Below are 14,240 nucleotides of genomic sequence, written 5' to 3'. Positions count from 1 at the left end.
CGAACCACCCTGGCGGGGGAGGCCGCAGCCGGCGGCAGGCAGCCAGGCTTGGCACATGACCAGCATCGACGTCCACGAACTCACCAAGGACTACGGGCCCACTCGCGCCGTGGACCAGCTCACGTTCAGCGTGAGACCGGGCCGCGTGACAGGCTTTCTCGGGCCCAACGGGGCGGGCAAGTCCACCACCATGCGACTCGTCCTGGGCCTGGACCGGCCCACAGCCGGCACCGCCACCATCGGCGGGCGGGCGTACGCCTCGCTGGGAAGTCCGCTTCGCCGGGTGGGCGCCCTGCTCGACGCCCAGGCAGCCCACGGCTCACGCACCGCGCGGGACCACTTGCTCACTCTCGCGGTGAGCAACGGCATAGCCGAGAGCAGGGCCGACGAGGTCCTGGAGGAAACGGGCCTCGCAGCGGTCGCGAGACGGAGGATCAAGACGTTCTCGCTCGGAATGCGACAACGCCTCGGGATCGCGGGAGCGCTGCTCGGTGAGCCGGACGTGGTGATGCTGGACGAACCGTCGAACGGGCTGGATCCGGAAGGCATCATCTGGATCCGCGAGCTGATGCGCGGCATGGCCCGCGAGGGCCGCACCGTCCTGGTCTCCAGCCACTTGATGAACGAGACCTCCTCGTTCGCCGACCACCTGATCGTGCTCGGCCGAGGACGGCTCCTCGCAGATCTGCCGATGCAGGAATTCCTCGACTCCCGCGGCCGGCCAGGTGTCCGGCTCCGCACCACCGACGCCACCCGGCTCTGCGAAGTCCTGATCCGCAAGGGATACACGCCGGTGCGTGAGGACGACGGACGCTGGACCGTCGACGGGGCCAAGGCGGAGGAGGTCGGCGCCGCAGCCGCGGTCGAAGGCATTCCCCTGCTCGAACTCATAGACCTGCAGCCAACCTTGGAGGAGGCCTACCTCGATCTCACCACGGACGAATCAGAATTCGCGGCGGCCGCATCGCCGGCCCCACGCCAGGAGGTCTGACCATCGTGACCACTCCGACCACGGCGGTACTGCGCTCCGAATGGATCAAGATCAAATCGGTGCGGTCCGTACTGTTCTCACTGATAGCGGTATTCGCTGCCACACTTGCCGTCACGGTGCTCGCGTTCGCCACCGTGGGGCAGGCAGAGGCTGACGACGCCGGCCATGATCTGCTGCTCTCGGCCTTCTACGCACTGAACTTCGGCCAGATCGCGGCCATAAGCTTCGGGGCGACGGCTCTGTCCTCCGAGTTCCTGAACGGAGGTCTGCGTATATCCCTCTCGGCCGTACCCCGACGAGGCCTTCTCTACGCCGCGAAGATGTCGGTGGTCGGCGGTCTCGCCCTCGCCATGGGGATGGTTACCAGCTTCGCCACGTTTCTGGTGGGACAGATGTTCATGGGTGAGTACGCGATCGGCCTGGGGGACCCCGGGGCGCTCCGCGCGTCGTTCGGAGGCGGGATCTATCTCGCGCTGATCGCCCTGTTCGCCGCAGGACTGACGGCGGTGCTGCGCAGTGCTGTCGCCGTGCTCAGTACGCTCATCCCTTTCCTGCTGATCGTCTCCTTCGTCGTCGGAGACATCGCGGGGGGCATCGCCCGATATCTTCCCGATCAGGCAGGGCAATTGGTGCTCCACCAGGATCCGGACGGAAGCCTCGGACCGTGGGCAGGTCTGGCAGTGACCGCGGCATGGGCCGGCGCCGCCCTGCTCGCCGGCTGGTGGAGACTCCGGACGCGAGACGCCTGAGAGTGCGGTAAGAGGGGTGCGAACAGCGCGGTCACCGCGGTGCCTGGAGGCCGGCTTTCTGTACCCGGGAAAGGCGGGGGAGGATCGGTGTGACGCCATGTGTCAGTGCGGGGCGGTTTACTGACGGTATGACCACCGCACATCATCTCCGCCTCATCGACGGGATGCGCACCAGGGAATTCCCCTTGGAGCGCGTCCCGGCGGGCTCGGGAAGCAGCGGACCTGGCTACCACACGGCGCTTCTCCTCAGCGAGGACGACCACAGGGACGGGGACGAGGTGGACCGCCTCGAACGCCGCGCGCAATGCCTGGCGGAACACGACGCCCTGCTCGCACTGCTCACCATGCGCTGGGGAGAACCGCAGATTGTCAGCCTGTGGAGCGCGCAGGAACGGATGATGACAGGGGAGGTGATAGCCGAGCCCTGGGCCGACCCCGTCGCGAGTTGTGAGCATCTTCAGCTGTGGCGCGCGGAGGACCGGTGGGTCGCCGTCGTGCTCTACCTGGAGGATGACGGACCGGGTTGCGAGTTGGGAGTGCTGGTCACTGTGGTCGACCCGCCCTGACCCACCTACGACTCCGTAAGCGCGCTATCCGTACTCACCCGCGCGTTGCCCGCACGTCGCCCGCACGCCGCGCGTTGCCCGCACGTCGCACGCATACCGCACGTCGCACGCACGCCGCACGCGCCGAATGCCGGAAGGGCCGCCGTCGCCTGCGCAGTAGCCCTGTCGCTCGTCCGCCACGTGGCGAGTCAGGTGGCCTGTTACGAGCCGTTCTGCTCAGCCGCCGCCGACAGGCGGGCGTACTCCTCCGCCATGGTGCTCACGGTCCAGTGTGCGTTCAGGCCGCTCGGGTTGGGCAGCGCCCAGACACGCGCGCCGCCGATGGTCCGCTCCTGCGGGCCGATCCGCGCACTGCGGTCGCCGAAGGCCGAGCGGTAGGCGGTAACCCCGACCACGGCCAGCAGCCGCGGGGCCAGCGCTTCCACCTTGGCCGAAAGTACTTCTCCGCCCGCACGGAATTCTTCCGGCCTCAACTCGTCCGCCCGTGCGGTGGCTCTGGACACCACATTGGTGATGCCCAGGCCGTAGCCCAGAAGCTGATCCTGTTCCGACGGTTTCAGCTGCCTGGGCGTGAAGCCCGACAGATGCAGCACCGGCCAGAACCGATTGCCGGGATGAGCGAAATGGTGCCCCGTAGCCGCGGTCATCAGGCTCGGGTTGATTCCGCAGAACAGCACACGCAGACCGCCCGCGACGACGTCGGGTACGACGCGGTCGCGGGCGGCCTGCAGCTCATCGGGTGTCATACGGCTGTGGAGCCGGCCGTCAGAGAATGGAGCCGGGGGTGTAGGCCGCGGCCTCCGGGTGCTGCTTGGCGATCTCCTCGATCCTGGACACCAGAGCGGCGACCTGATCGCCCGCCGCGCCGGTGAACGAGAGCTTGTCCGCCATGAGGGCATCGAGCTCACCGCGGTCGAGCGGAATGCGCTCGTCGGCCGCCAGCTTGTCCAGCAGCTCGTTGCGCTCCGCTCCCTGCTCCCGCATGGCGAGAGCCGAGGCGACCGCGTTCTCCTTGATGGCCTCGTGCGCGACCTCGCGGCCGACCCCTGCCCGCACCGAGGCCATCAGCACCTTGGTCGTGGCGAGGAAGGGGAGGTAGCGGTCCAGCTCACGCGCGACGACCGCGGGGAACGCGCCGAACTCGTCGAGCACGGTGAGGAACGTCTCCAGCAGACCGTCGAATGCGAAGAAGGCATCCGGCAGCGCGACCCGGCGGACCACGGAACAGGACACGTCGCCCTCGTTCCACTGGTCACCCGCCAGCTCGCCCGTCATCGACGCGTAGCCGCGCAGGATCACCATCAGCCCGTTGACCCGCTCGCAGGAGCGCGTGTTCATCTTGTGCGGCATCGCCGACGAGCCGACCTGGCCCGGCTTGAAGCCCTCCGTCACCAGCTCGTGTCCGGCCATCAGCCGGATGGTCTTGGCGACCGACGACGGCGCGGCGGCCAGCTGCACCAGCGCGGTGACCACGTCGTAGTCGAGGGAACGGGGATAGACCTGGCCGACGGAGGTGAAGGCGTGCGCGAAGCCGAGATGGCCGGCGACGCGCTGCTCCAGGTCGGCGAGCTTGCTCGCGTCTCCGCCCAGCAGGTCCAGCATGTCCTGCGCCGTCCCGACGGGGCCCTTGATGCCGCGCAGCGGGTAGCGGCCCAGCAGGTCCTCCAGGCGCCCGTAAGCCACCAGCAGCTCGTCCGCGGCGGTGGCGAAGCGCTTGCCGAGCGTGGTCGCCTGTGCGGCGACGTTGTGCGAGCGACCCGCGATGACCAGCTCGCTGTACTCCGCCGCCAGCTTGCCCAGCCGCGCCAGAACCGCCACCGTGCGGTCGCGCATCAGCTCCAGCGAGAGCCGGATCTGCAGCTGCTCGACGTTCTCGGTGAGGTCCCGGGAGGTCATGCCCTTGTGGACCTGCTCATGGCCGGCGAGAGCGTTGAACTCCTCGATCCGCGCCTTCACGTCGTGCCGGGTGACCTTCTCGCGCTCGGCGATCGAGGCGAGGTCGACCTGGTCGATCACACGCTCGTAGTCGGTCGGCGCCGCGTCGGGTACCTCGATCCCGAGGTCCTTCTGAGCGCGCAGCACCGCCAGCCACAGCTGACGTTCCAGCTTCACCTTCTGCTCGGGGGACCAGAGGACGGCCAGCTCCGTAGAGGCATAGCGGCCGGCCAGGACATTGGGGATGCGAGGCTTCGCAGACACAGCAGTCACGTGTCCGGATTCTACTGGCGGTTTCTGCAGGTCCGCGCCGCGGGCCGGTATGTGGCTTCCTACGAGGGCCGGCACAGGTCTCCGGTCCGCCGGCTTTTCAGGGCTTCGCGGCCACGAAGCCCCACTGGTCCACGGGCTCACCCGCCGGAGGCTCCTCGGGGCGCCACAGGCTGATCGACCCGAATCCGGGTTCGACGAGATCCAGCCCCTCCGCGAAGGAACGCACAACCGCCTTGGGGCGTGAGATGTACGGCATGGCACCACCGCTGGCGTACTCGTCGGAAGCCGCCCGGGTCTCCTCGGTCTCGATGGTGTCGCACAGCATCAGGAAGCTTCCGGCGGGGACCGCGTCGAGGTAGCCGCGCAGAAGGGCGGCAGCCTCACCCGGGTCGGCGATGTGTCCCAAGGTGGAGAGCACCATCAGCGCCACCGGCTGCTGAAGATCCAGAGTCCGGGCGGCCTCCCGAAGCACGGCGTCCGTGTCCCTGAGATCCGCGTGCACGTAGTTCGTGGCGCCCTCCGGGCTGCTCGTCAGCAGTGCGCGCGCGTGGGCCAGCACAATCGGGTCGTGGTCCACGTACACCACGCGCGCCGCCGGGGCGACGGCCTGCGCGACCTCGTGCGTCGCGTTCGCGGTCGGCAGGCCGGTGCCGAGATCGAGGAACTGCCGGATCCCCGCCTCCCCGGCCAGATAACGCACCGCCCGGGCCTGGAAGCGGCGGGAAGCCCGGGCGATGTCGATGATCTGCGGATAGAGCTCTTCCATCGTCGCGCCGAGCCGACGGTCCACTTCGTAGTTGTCCTTGCCGCCCAGCCAGTAGTTCCAGACCCGTGCCGAGTGAGGCGTGCCGGTGTCGATCCCGTCCGCCGGTTCCTGGATGTCCGGTACGCCGCTCATGGGCACTCTCCGCTCCGGTGCCCAGGGTGGTCCTGCGCGCTGAACGCCCATGCTGCCCCACCAGTCACATGCGCAACAGGAACAACTGCGCCAACCGGTCAGCAGTCAAGCCGGCGCGAACCGGTCAGCCGTCCAGTCGACGCCAACCGGTCACCGGCCCCGGGCTCGCCGTGTCCGCGGGAGTGATCCAGTACGCCTTGCCCAGCTCCGAGTCGAACTGCGCGCCTGCCCGGCCGTCGCCGGACGAGCGCCCGGTCAGGCGCCGCCCGATCCAGGGCATCAGATGGTGCCGGGCGAACCGTACGTCGTCGATCCGCCGCTGTGCCCACCGAGCGGGCGCGGACACCGGCATCGGGGTCTGCCAGTCGCTCTCCGCGGGCAGCCCCAGCGTCTGCCAGACCGCCTCCGCGACCCTGCGGTGTCCCTCGGCCGTCAGGTGCAGCCGGTCCACGTCCCACATCCGCGGATCTCCCAGCGACGGCGCGCCGTACAGGTCGGTCACCACCGCGCCATGGCGCTCGGCCAAGTCGCCGACCAGCGAGAACAGCTCCTCCATGCGCGGACGGAAACGTTCCATCACCGGACCGTTCCGGCCCGGGCTGCGCATCAGCACCAAGGTCTTGCACGCCGGCGCGAGTCGCTCCACCGCCTCCTCCAGCCGGCCGCGGACCATGCCCATGTCGCATTTGGGCCGCAAGGTGTCGTTGAGCCCGCCGACGAGGGTGATCACATCCGGCTGCAGTGCGGCGGCGATCGAGACCTGCTCGTCCACGATCTGGCCGATGAGCTTTCCCCGTACGGCGAGATTGGCGTACCGGAAGCCGGGTGCGCGTGCCGCGAGGCGGGCGGCGAGGACGTCGGCCCAGCCGCGGTAGGAACCGTCCGGCAGCAGGTCCGACATGCCCTCGGTGAACGAGTCGCCGACCGCGACAAGACTGGTGTAGGAGGCATTCAATTCCATGGCGCTGCCGATCGTACCGCGACCGCGGCCCCTCACCAGGGGGCCGCGGGAGCACGGAAGAGGGGCGCGGCCGCAGCCCCGCCCCTCCCCGTGCCGTCACCCGACGCCGACGCGGGCGTCAGCGGGGCTGCGGCCTGCCCACCAGCTCACGAAGCACGTCCTCCATCGTGATCATGCCGACCAGCCGGCCGTCCTCGTCGAGCACGGCCGCCAGATGCGTACGACTGCGCCGCAGCGCGGTCAGCACGTCGTCCAGAGGCGTTGCCGCACGCACCCGGGCGATCGGCCGCAGAGCGCTGACCGGGAAGGGCACGTCGCGCGGCGTGGCGTCCAGAGCGTCCTTCACATGCAGGTATCCGATGATGCGCTGCTCGCTGTCCATCACGGGGAAGCGCGAGAAGCCGGACTCGTGGGAGAGCCGCTCCAGCTCCTCCGGGGTCGTGCCGACCCTGGTGTAGAGCACCCGGTCGACCGGGAGGAGCACGTCCCGGACCGGGCGCCGGCCCAGTTCCAGCGCGTGGCGCAGGCGGTCCGCCGAGCGGTCGTCGACGAGCCCGGAATCCTCGGCGTCCTTGACGAGGCGTGCCAGCTCGTCGTCGGAGAACGTCGCGGAGACCTCGTCCTTGATCTCCACCCGCAGCAGCTTGAGCAGCGTGTTGGCGAAGGCGTTGATCGCGAAGATCACCGGCTTCAGCGCCCTGGCGAGCGTGACGAGCGGCGGTCCGAGCAGCAGCGCCGTGCGGACCGGCTCGGCCAGCGCGATGTTCTTCGGCACCATCTCGCCCAGCAGCATGTGCAGATACGTCGCCACGGTCAGGGCGATGACGAACGAGATCGGGTGCACCAGCCCGTGCGGCACCCCCACCCCGTCGAAGACGGGTTCCAGCAGATGGGCGATGGCGGGCTCGGCGACGATGCCCAGCACCAGGGTGCAGAGCGTGATGCCCAGCTGTGCCGCCGCGAGGAGCGCCGACACGTGCTCGAGCCCCCAGATGACACTGCGGGCCCGGCGGTTTCCGGCTTCGGCCTCGGGCTCGATCTGACTGCGGCGTACGGAGATCAGCGCGAACTCCGCGCCGACGAAGAAGGCGTTGACGACCAGGGTCAGCAGGCCGATGAAGAGCTGGACGGCGATCATCGTTCGTCCTCCGCCTGCTCGTCGCTGCCGGGCAGCGGGGCGTGCAGCAGCGCACGCGCGGCGCGATGCCCCGAAGCGTCCACCACGTCGATGCGCCACCCGGCGAGCTCGACGGTGTCGCCGACCACCGGGATGCGGCCCACCTCCGTCGCGATCAGACCGGCCAGTGTCTCGTACGGACCGTCCGGTACCCGCAGCCCGATGGTGCGGAGCTGGTCCGTGCGGGCCGCTCCGTCGGCGGACCACAGGGTGCGTCCGTCCGCGTCCTCGCCCGCGGCCGCCAGGTCGGGGGTCTCGTGCGGGTCGTGCTCGTCCCGCACCTCGCCGACCACTTCCTCCACGATGTCCTCCAGCGTCACGACTCCCGCCGTGCCGCCGTACTCGTCGATGACGACGGCCATGGCCAGCTTTCCGGAGAGCCGGTCCAGCAGGCGGTCCACGGTGAGCGTCTCGGGCACGAGCAGTGGTTCGCGCAGCATGTCGGACACCCGCTTACGGGGCCGCTGGTCCGCGGGAATGGCCAGTACGTCCTTGATGTGGGCGACGCCGACGACCGTGTCCAGGCTGCCCCGGTAGACGGGGAACCGGGAGAGGCCGGTCGCCCGGGTGGCGTTCGCGACGTCCTCGGCGGTCGCCTGGACCTCGAGGGCGGTGACCTGGACGCGGGGGGTCATCACGTTCTCCGCGGTCAGTTCGGACAGGTTGAGGGTGCGTACGAAGAGTTCGGCGGTGTCCGCCTCCAGCGCACCCTCCTTGGCGGAGTGGCGCGCCAGGGCCACCAGCTCCTGCGGGCTGCGGGCCGAGGCCAGCTCCTCGGCCGGCTCGAGGCCGAAGCGCCGCACGATCCGGTTGGCGGTGTTGTTGAGGTGGCTGATGAAGGGACGGAAGACCGCCGTGAATGCGCGCTGCGGCGCTGCGACCGTCCGGGCGACGGCCAGGGGGGAGGAGATCGCCCAGTTCTTCGGGACGAGCTCACCAACCACCATCAGGACGACGGTGGACAGCGCCGTGCCGATGACGAGTGCCAGCGAGGAGGACACACCGGGCGACAGCCCCGTCGCTTCCACCGGCCCCCGGATCAGCTTGGAGATGGACGGCTCGGAGAGCATGCCCACGATCAGGTTGGTGACGGTGATGCCGAGCTGTGCGCCGGAAAGCTGGTAGGTGAGGCTGCGTACGGCCTTGAGTGCTCCCGCCGCACCCCGGTCCCCTCGCTCGACGGCCCGTTCGAGATCGCCGCGCTCCACGGTGGTCAGGGAGAACTCCGCCGCCACGAACGCTCCGCAGGCGAGGGAGAGCAGTACCGCCACGAGGAGCAGGAGCACTTCGGTCATCGGTTCACCTCCGTCCCATGATCGGGCAGGGGCAGAAGGTTCGCGCGATGTCGGCAGTGTCTACTACTGGGGGGCTCGCCCATGGGCGGACGCTCACACCTTTCGAAAGGGTCGGACGGTCGAGAATACATAGTAAAGGATCGGCAAAATGCCCTGTACGGGCGGATGGCCGGCGCCCGCTCAGGGGCATTCGGCGGTTCCGGGCGTGGTCACAGGGACTTGACCCAGCGCCGCCAGTGGTCCTCGCGATGGTAGCCAGCCGCGCCCCACGCGTGATGGGCCCGCTCGTTGGATTCCAGCACCATGGCGTCGACCCGGCGGCCGCTCAGTGTCAGGAATCGTCGTTCCGCGGCTTCCAGCAGCGCGGTCGCGACGCCCTGCCGACGGCAGGCGGGGTGCACGGCGAGCCGGTACGCGGAACATCGCCATCCGTCGAAGCCGGCTATGACGGTCCCGGCGATCCGGCCGTCGCGTTCCGCGAGGAGCAGGGCCTCGGGGTCCCGCGTGATCAGCCGGGCGACCCCCTCGTGGTCGTCGGTGATGCTGGTGCCCTCCGCGGCCTCGCGCCAGAACCGCAGCACGTCGTCGACGTCGGAGAGGGCCGCGCAGCGGATATCGAGATCGGTCATGGCCAGAGCCAATCAGAGCGTTCGTGGGAAGGGCGAACTGTTTCGCCGCCGGGCCGTGTCGGGTGCGTCGTCCCGCCCCGTTCCTCTTGCGAGTGCTAGCGCACACGCGCTAGCGTGATGGCGTGCCCAAGACTCAGCTGAACGTTCGAGTGGACGAGGCCACCGCCGAGGCGGCGCGACAGCGCGCCCTCCAGCGGGGGATGAGCGTGAACCGCTACATAGAGGAACTCGTCAAACAGGATGCGGGCGAGGTGGGACACACCTTCGTCGAGGCCGCGGCCGACTTCATGAAGCAGTACGAGTCGGTGTTCGCCGAGGAGTTCGGCCCGGAGCGCGAAGGCACCCGTTGAACCTGCAGATCGACCTTTCCTGGCTGCTCATGGTCGCCGAGCACAAGACGCCCGGTGATCCGCAGGTCGTCGACTGGGGCGCGCTCGTCGCCGCGGTCAGCCGGCACGAGGCGGAGATCTTCGGCAGCCCCGTCTACAGCGACCCGCACTCCCGGGCGGCGGCCCTGCTCCAGCTGCTCCTGCACGTGCCCGCGCTCGAGCACTCCAACGCCATGTTCGCCTCCGCCGTCGCCTACGGCTATCTCGTCGCCTCGGGGCTGAAGGTCATCACCTCTCCCGAGCAGGTGCGCGATCTCGCGCGGCTGGTGAAGGAGGGCAAGGCCGACGTCCGGACCATCGCCGAAGAGCTCCGCCGGTGGAGCCTGTGACCGGCCTTCCTCAGCCTGCCTCCGCCGCGCGGTCCACCACGGCCGACCGGCGGGCCACACCGAGCACACACGGCGAGCTCGGCAGCTGAACGCCCTTGTCCGGGATGCGGAACCTGCGGCACATCCCCAGCTCGAAGCCGGCCTCCTCGATGGCCGCCACCGTGTCCCGCGCGGTGTGACAGCCCCCGAAGAGCAGTGGCCAGAGAGTGCGGTCCGCCGCCCGCTGCGCGGTCGCCAGCGCCCGGCCAGGGGCCAGGGTGTGCTCGAAGAAGCGCAGCTCACCGCCCGGTCTCAGCACCCGCTTGATCTCCGCCAGCGCGCGGGGCAGATCCCGCACGGTGCACAGCACCAGTGAGGCCACCGCCGCGTCGAACGCCTCGCTCTTGACCGGCAGCGCCTCGGCCGTGCCCGGCACCACATCGAACGGTACCTCCGAGCGCAGCGCCGCACCGGCCGCCAGCTGCCGCAAGCTCCGCTCGGGTTCGATCGCGACGACTTCGGACACGGCCCCCGGGTAGTGCGCGAAGTTGAGGCCGTTGCCCGCGCCGATCTCGATGACACGCCCGGAAAGACCCGCGAGAAGCTCGTCGCGACGGTCCGCCACACCCCCCTTGAGGTCGGCCGCCACGCTCAGCCTGGCGTAGAAGCGGGCGAAGACCGGGTGGTGCACCGCGTCACGGGGGACAGGTGTGCTGCGCCGACGCATGATCGGGCCTCCTCGGAGGGCACGTGGATACGGCTCTCCTTCGATTCTCCCCCGTACGGCCCCGCTCAGCCGCTCATACGGTGACCGCCGAGTTCCGGTGCCAGCCAACCCGCCGCCCGCGCCCGGAAGTCGGCCGGTTCGAGCGCCCCGGAGCCGGCCGGCACCGCGCCGAGCAGCGGGACGCCCGCGGCGACCGGGAGGTCGTCGATGTTGCAGCGCGAGGCCAGGTCCGGATCGGCCGGCATGCTCCCCACCACCACTCCGGGACACGTGAGTCCTCGCGCCCTAAGCGCCTCCGTCGTCAGGGCGGTGGCGTTGAGCGTGCCCAGGCCGGCAGGGGCCACCACCAGCACGGGCGCCGCCATCAGCCGTGCGGCGTCCGCGAGCGTGGCTCCCTGCTCGTCGTAGCGGACGAGCAGCCCGCCCGCGCCTTCGACCAGCACCAGGTCGTGCTCCGCCGCCAGCTTCTGGGCGGCCTCGGCGATCTCGTACGGGCGTACGGGGGTGAGGCCTGCCCGGCGTGCGGCCGTCTCCGGTGCCAACGGCTCCGGGAATCTGGCCAGTTCGACGGCCGTCACATGAGCGCCGGCCAGCCGTGCCACCTCGGCGGCGTCCCCCGGTTCGCCCGGTGCGAGACCCGTCTGGGCGGGCTTGAGGACCGCGACCCGGCGGTCCCGGTAAGCGGCCGCGACCGCCGCGGTCACGATCGTCTTGCCGATCTCGGTGCCCGTACCGGTCACCACGAGGATCGTCATCTCAGCCCTCCCTCGCAGCCGCGCACACGGCCCGGCAGATCCTTGCCACATCGTCGTCGCCGGTCACGTACGGCGGCATCGTGTACACGAGATCGCGGAACGGGCGCAGCCAGACGCCCTCGCGCACCGCGGCCCGTGTGGCGGCCTCCATGTCGACCTCGTGGTCGAGCTGCACGACCCCGATCGCGCCCAGCACCCGGACATCCCGTACGCCCGGCGTACCGACGGCCTCCGCCAGCCCCTGGCGCAGTCCCGTGCCGATCCGCTTCACCTCCAGCTCCCAGTCCTGGCCCAGCAGGAGATCGACGGAGGCGCAGGCCACCGCCGAGGCGAGCGGATTGCCCATGAACGTCGGCCCGTGCGCGAGCACCGGCACATCCCCGCTCGAGATGCCCTCCGCCACCCGCGAGGTGCACAGCGTCGCAGCCAGCGTCAGATAGCCCCCGGTCAGCGCCTTGCCGACACACATGACATCCGGGGAGACCCCGGCGTGCCCCGCGGCGAACAGCTGCCCGGTGCGGCCGAACCCCGTCGCGATCTCGTCGAACACCAGCAGCACGTCATTCGCGTCGCACGCCTCCCGGAGCACCCGCAGATACGCGGGGGAGTGGAAGCGCATCCCGCCCGCCCCCTGCACCACCGGCTCCACGACGACCGCCGCCGTCTCGTCGGCGTGCGCGGCCACCAGCTCGCGCAGATGCCTCACGTAGGTGTCGTCGGGCTCGGCGTCGAAACCGTCCGGAGGGGCGTCCGCGAAGATCTGCCGGGGAAGGGACCCCGACCACAGCTCGTGCATCCCGCCCTGGGGGTCGCACACCGACATCGGCTGCCAGGTGTCACCGTGGTAGCCGCCGCGCCAGGTGAGCAGCCGGTGCTTGGCGGGCCGCCCCGCCGAACGCCAGTACTGCAGGCACATCTTCACCGCGACCTCGACGGAGACCGAGCCCGAATCGGCGAGGAAGACGTGCTGCAGCGGCTCCGGAGTGATCTCCACCAGCCGGGTCGCCAGCCGGACGGCGGGCTCGTGGGTGAGCCCGCCGAACATCACATGACTCATCCGGTCCAGCTGGCCGCGGGCGGCCTCGTTGAGCACCGGATGGTTGTAGCCGTGGACCGCGGACCACCAGGACGACATGCCGTCCACCAACTCGTGCTGACCGTGGGCGGGTTCGGCGAGGCGGAGACGAACCCCGGACGCGGACTCCACGACGAGCGGCTCCTGCCGGCCCGGCATCGGGCCGTAGGGGTGCCAGACGTGGGCCCGGTCCAGAGCGCGGAGTTCGGCCGGGCGGAGCGGATCAGGCATTGGGCGCGAGGTCCGTCCCGGTACCGCGACGGCGGACCGTCACCAGATCCGTACGCGCCGCCAGGACCTCGGACGGCTCCGGAGCGGCCTCGGGGGTCTCGCCGCACGGAGCGCAGCCGCCCTCGTGCGAACCGCAGCCGCCGCCCGTCAGGGCGCGGTGTTCGGGAAGCGTCGTGGTGTCCGCCCCCTCCACCTCGAATCCGGCGTCCGCGATCATGTCGAGGTCGGACTGGCCCGACTGGCCCTCGGTGGTCAGGTAGTCACCCAGGAAGATCGAGTTGACCAGGTTCAGTGCGAGCGGCTGCATCGACCGCAGGTGGACCTCACGGCCGCCCGCGAGCCGCACCTCGACGTCCGGGCAGACGAACCGGACCATCGCCAGGATGCGCAGGCACCGCTGGGGAGTGAGGTGCCACTCCTTGGCGAGCGGGGTGCCCTCGATGGGGATCAGGAAGTTCACCGGCACCGAGTCGGGGTCCAGGTCACGCAGCGAGAACACGACATCCACCAGATCGGCGTCGCTCTCACCCATCCCCGCGATCAGCCCCGAGCACGCCGAGAGGCCGGCGGCCTGGGCCTGCTGCACGGTGTCCACCCGGTCGGCGTACGTGTGGGTGGTCGTGATCTGCCCGTACGTCCCCTCCGAGGTGTTGAGGTTGTGGTTGTACGCGTCCGCGCCCGCGGACTTCAGCCGGTCGGCCTGGCCCTGCGAGAGCAGGCCGAGGCACGCACACACCTCGACGTCCTCGTGCTGCTCCTTGATCGCCTCGATTGTCTGCGACACCCGGTCGACGTCCCGGTCCGTCGGCCCCCGGCCGCTCGCCACCAGGCAGACCCGCTTCGCGCCGCCGGCCACCCCGGCGGCGGCGGCCTTCGTGGCCTCGTCCGGTTTCAGCCAGGTGTACTTGAGGATGCCCGCCTCGGAACCGAGCCGCTGCGAACAGTACGAGCAGTCCTCGGGGCAGAGCCCGGACTTCAGGTTCACCAGATAGTTGAGCTTCACGCGCCGCCCGAACCACTGGCGGCGTACCTTTCCGGCCGCGGCCACCACGTCGAGCAGTTCGTCGTCGGACGTCGCCAGCACGGCGAGCGCTTCGTCACGGGTCGGCAGTTCGCGCCGCAGCCCCTTGTCCACCAGCGTATTCAGCAGGTCCATGGCCTTGATCCTGACGTACGGCACCGTCATCGGCCAAGGAGGAACCGGACAGCAGAGCCGGTCGATGCTGTGTGTATTGCCACACCCTGGCCTGTTGCGCGCCCGGTTAGGGTCTGTGAGCTGCC

Annotated in this window: 16 protein-coding genes; 5 read left to right on the top strand and 11 right to left on the bottom strand. The window is 70.1% G+C overall.

Annotated elements, in window-relative coordinates:
- Positions 1-55 precede the first annotated feature (55 nt).
- The 3 genes from OG379_RS05975 to OG379_RS05965 all read left to right on the top strand — a co-directional run bounded on the left by OG379_RS05975 (position 56) and on the right by OG379_RS05965 (position 2,306).
- Positions 56-991: an ATP-binding cassette domain-containing protein gene (locus tag OG379_RS05975; protein WP_405660072.1), complete on the top strand. Its 936-nt coding sequence runs from the start codon at positions 56-58 to the stop codon at positions 989-991.
- A gap of 5 nt (positions 992-996) precedes the next feature.
- A complete protein-coding gene (locus tag OG379_RS05970) occupies positions 997-1,740 on the top strand; it encodes an ABC transporter permease (protein WP_405660069.1) in 744 nt (247 codons plus the stop codon).
- Positions 1,741-1,868: 128 nt separating this feature from the next.
- Positions 1,869-2,306, top strand: a complete 438-nt coding sequence (locus OG379_RS05965; protein WP_405660066.1) for a hypothetical protein — start codon at positions 1,869-1,871, stop codon at positions 2,304-2,306.
- 200 nt (positions 2,307-2,506) lie between these two features.
- Here OG379_RS05965 and mug read toward each other — a convergent pair whose 3' ends face one another.
- The 7 genes from mug to OG379_RS05930 form a co-directional block, all read right to left on the bottom strand.
- Positions 2,507-3,052: a G/U mismatch-specific DNA glycosylase gene (gene mug, locus OG379_RS05960; protein ID WP_405660064.1), complete on the bottom strand. Its 546-nt coding sequence runs from the start codon at positions 3,050-3,052 to the stop codon at positions 2,507-2,509.
- Between the two features lie 19 nt (positions 3,053-3,071).
- Positions 3,072-4,514 carry an adenylosuccinate lyase gene (gene purB, locus OG379_RS05955; protein WP_405660062.1) on the bottom strand — a complete coding sequence of 481 codons (1,443 nt, stop codon included), beginning with the start codon at positions 4,512-4,514 and terminating at the stop codon, positions 3,072-3,074.
- 97 nt (positions 4,515-4,611) lie between these two features.
- Entirely contained in the window at positions 4,612-5,412 is an 801-nt protein-coding gene (locus OG379_RS05950) for an SAM-dependent methyltransferase (RefSeq protein WP_405660060.1), read from the bottom strand.
- A 124-nt stretch (positions 5,413-5,536) separates the two neighbouring features.
- Positions 5,537-6,373, bottom strand: coding sequence for an SGNH/GDSL hydrolase family protein (locus OG379_RS05945; RefSeq protein WP_393757030.1), 837 nt, complete (start codon positions 6,371-6,373; stop codon positions 5,537-5,539).
- Positions 6,374-6,491: 118 nt separating this feature from the next.
- Positions 6,492-7,511 (bottom strand): hemolysin family protein, encoded by a 1,020-nt coding sequence (locus tag OG379_RS05940; protein ID WP_405660057.1) that lies wholly within the window; start codon positions 7,509-7,511, stop codon positions 6,492-6,494.
- On the bottom strand, positions 7,508-8,845 hold the full coding sequence (locus tag OG379_RS05935) for a hemolysin family protein (RefSeq protein ID WP_405660054.1): 1,338 nt from the start codon (positions 8,843-8,845) through the stop codon (positions 7,508-7,510). Before OG379_RS05935 ends, OG379_RS05940 begins: the two co-directional genes overlap by 4 nt.
- A 209-nt stretch (positions 8,846-9,054) precedes the next feature.
- On the bottom strand, positions 9,055-9,474 hold the full coding sequence (locus tag OG379_RS05930) for a GNAT family N-acetyltransferase (protein ID WP_405660052.1): 420 nt from the start codon (positions 9,472-9,474) through the stop codon (positions 9,055-9,057).
- 122 nt (positions 9,475-9,596) lie between these two features.
- Here OG379_RS05930 and OG379_RS05925 point away from each other — a divergent pair, with 122 nt between their 5' ends.
- Together OG379_RS05925 and OG379_RS05920 are read left to right on the top strand one after the other, a co-directional pair.
- Positions 9,597-9,824: a hypothetical protein gene (locus OG379_RS05925; RefSeq protein ID WP_014157595.1), complete on the top strand. Its 228-nt coding sequence runs from the start codon at positions 9,597-9,599 to the stop codon at positions 9,822-9,824.
- Complete coding sequence (locus OG379_RS05920; protein WP_362927781.1) at positions 9,821-10,192, top strand: fic family toxin-antitoxin system, toxin component; 372 nt, start codon at positions 9,821-9,823, stop codon at positions 10,190-10,192. The genes OG379_RS05925 and OG379_RS05920 overlap by 4 nt, the downstream gene beginning before the upstream one ends.
- Before the next feature lie 10 nt (positions 10,193-10,202).
- Here OG379_RS05920 and OG379_RS05915 read toward each other — a convergent pair whose 3' ends face one another.
- The 4 genes from OG379_RS05915 to bioB all read right to left on the bottom strand — a co-directional run bounded on the left by OG379_RS05915 (position 10,203) and on the right by bioB (position 14,115).
- A complete protein-coding gene (locus OG379_RS05915; protein ID WP_405660048.1) occupies positions 10,203-10,898 on the bottom strand; it encodes a class I SAM-dependent methyltransferase in 696 nt (231 codons plus the stop codon).
- A 65-nt stretch (positions 10,899-10,963) separates the two neighbouring features.
- Positions 10,964-11,653 carry a dethiobiotin synthase gene (gene bioD, locus OG379_RS05910; protein WP_405660045.1) on the bottom strand — a complete coding sequence of 230 codons (690 nt, stop codon included), beginning with the start codon at positions 11,651-11,653 and terminating at the stop codon, positions 10,964-10,966.
- Between the two features lies 1 nt (position 11,654).
- Positions 11,655-12,959: an adenosylmethionine--8-amino-7-oxononanoate transaminase gene (locus OG379_RS05905; protein WP_405660042.1), complete on the bottom strand. Its 1,305-nt coding sequence runs from the start codon at positions 12,957-12,959 to the stop codon at positions 11,655-11,657.
- Positions 12,952-14,115, bottom strand: coding sequence for a biotin synthase BioB (bioB, locus tag OG379_RS05900; RefSeq protein WP_405660039.1), 1,164 nt, complete (start codon positions 14,113-14,115; stop codon positions 12,952-12,954). The genes OG379_RS05905 and bioB overlap by 8 nt, the downstream gene beginning before the upstream one ends.
- Positions 14,116-14,240: the final 125 nt, after the last annotated feature.

Source organism: Streptomyces sp. NBC_01166 (assembly GCF_045039765.1).
Classification (GTDB): Bacteria; Actinomycetota; Actinomycetes; order Streptomycetales; family Streptomycetaceae; genus Streptomyces.
The sequence above is the reverse complement of the archived record's forward strand: the minus strand, read 5'-3'. Positions and strand labels throughout refer to the sequence as shown.

What these genes read in the sequence shown, in the direction of transcription:
- OG379_RS05930 (WP_405660052.1), bottom strand. Translation starts at nt 9,474, where the DNA reads ATGACCGATCTCGATATCCGCTGCGCGGCCCTCTCCGACGTCGACGAC.
- OG379_RS05915 (WP_405660048.1), bottom strand. Translation starts at nt 10,898, where the DNA reads ATGCGTCGGCGCAGCACACCTGTCCCCCGTGACGCGGTGCACCACCCG.
- OG379_RS05975 (WP_405660072.1), top strand. Translation starts at nt 56, where the DNA reads ATGACCAGCATCGACGTCCACGAACTCACCAAGGACTACGGGCCCACT.
- bioB (WP_405660039.1), bottom strand. Translation starts at nt 14,115, where the DNA reads ATGGACCTGCTGAATACGCTGGTGGACAAGGGGCTGCGGCGCGAACTG.
- OG379_RS05940 (WP_405660057.1), bottom strand. Translation starts at nt 7,511, where the DNA reads ATGATCGCCGTCCAGCTCTTCATCGGCCTGCTGACCCTGGTCGTCAAC.
- OG379_RS05965 (WP_405660066.1), top strand. Translation starts at nt 1,869, where the DNA reads ATGACCACCGCACATCATCTCCGCCTCATCGACGGGATGCGCACCAGG.
- OG379_RS05935 (WP_405660054.1), bottom strand. Translation starts at nt 8,845, where the DNA reads ATGACCGAAGTGCTCCTGCTCCTCGTGGCGGTACTGCTCTCCCTCGCC.
- OG379_RS05905 (WP_405660042.1), bottom strand. Translation starts at nt 12,959, where the DNA reads ATGCCTGATCCGCTCCGCCCGGCCGAACTCCGCGCTCTGGACCGGGCC.
- OG379_RS05945 (WP_393757030.1), bottom strand. Translation starts at nt 6,373, where the DNA reads ATGGAATTGAATGCCTCCTACACCAGTCTTGTCGCGGTCGGCGACTCG.
- OG379_RS05950 (WP_405660060.1), bottom strand. Translation starts at nt 5,412, where the DNA reads ATGAGCGGCGTACCGGACATCCAGGAACCGGCGGACGGGATCGACACC.
- mug (WP_405660064.1), bottom strand. Translation starts at nt 3,052, where the DNA reads ATGACACCCGATGAGCTGCAGGCCGCCCGCGACCGCGTCGTACCCGAC.
- bioD (WP_405660045.1), bottom strand. Translation starts at nt 11,653, where the DNA reads ATGACGATCCTCGTGGTGACCGGTACGGGCACCGAGATCGGCAAGACG.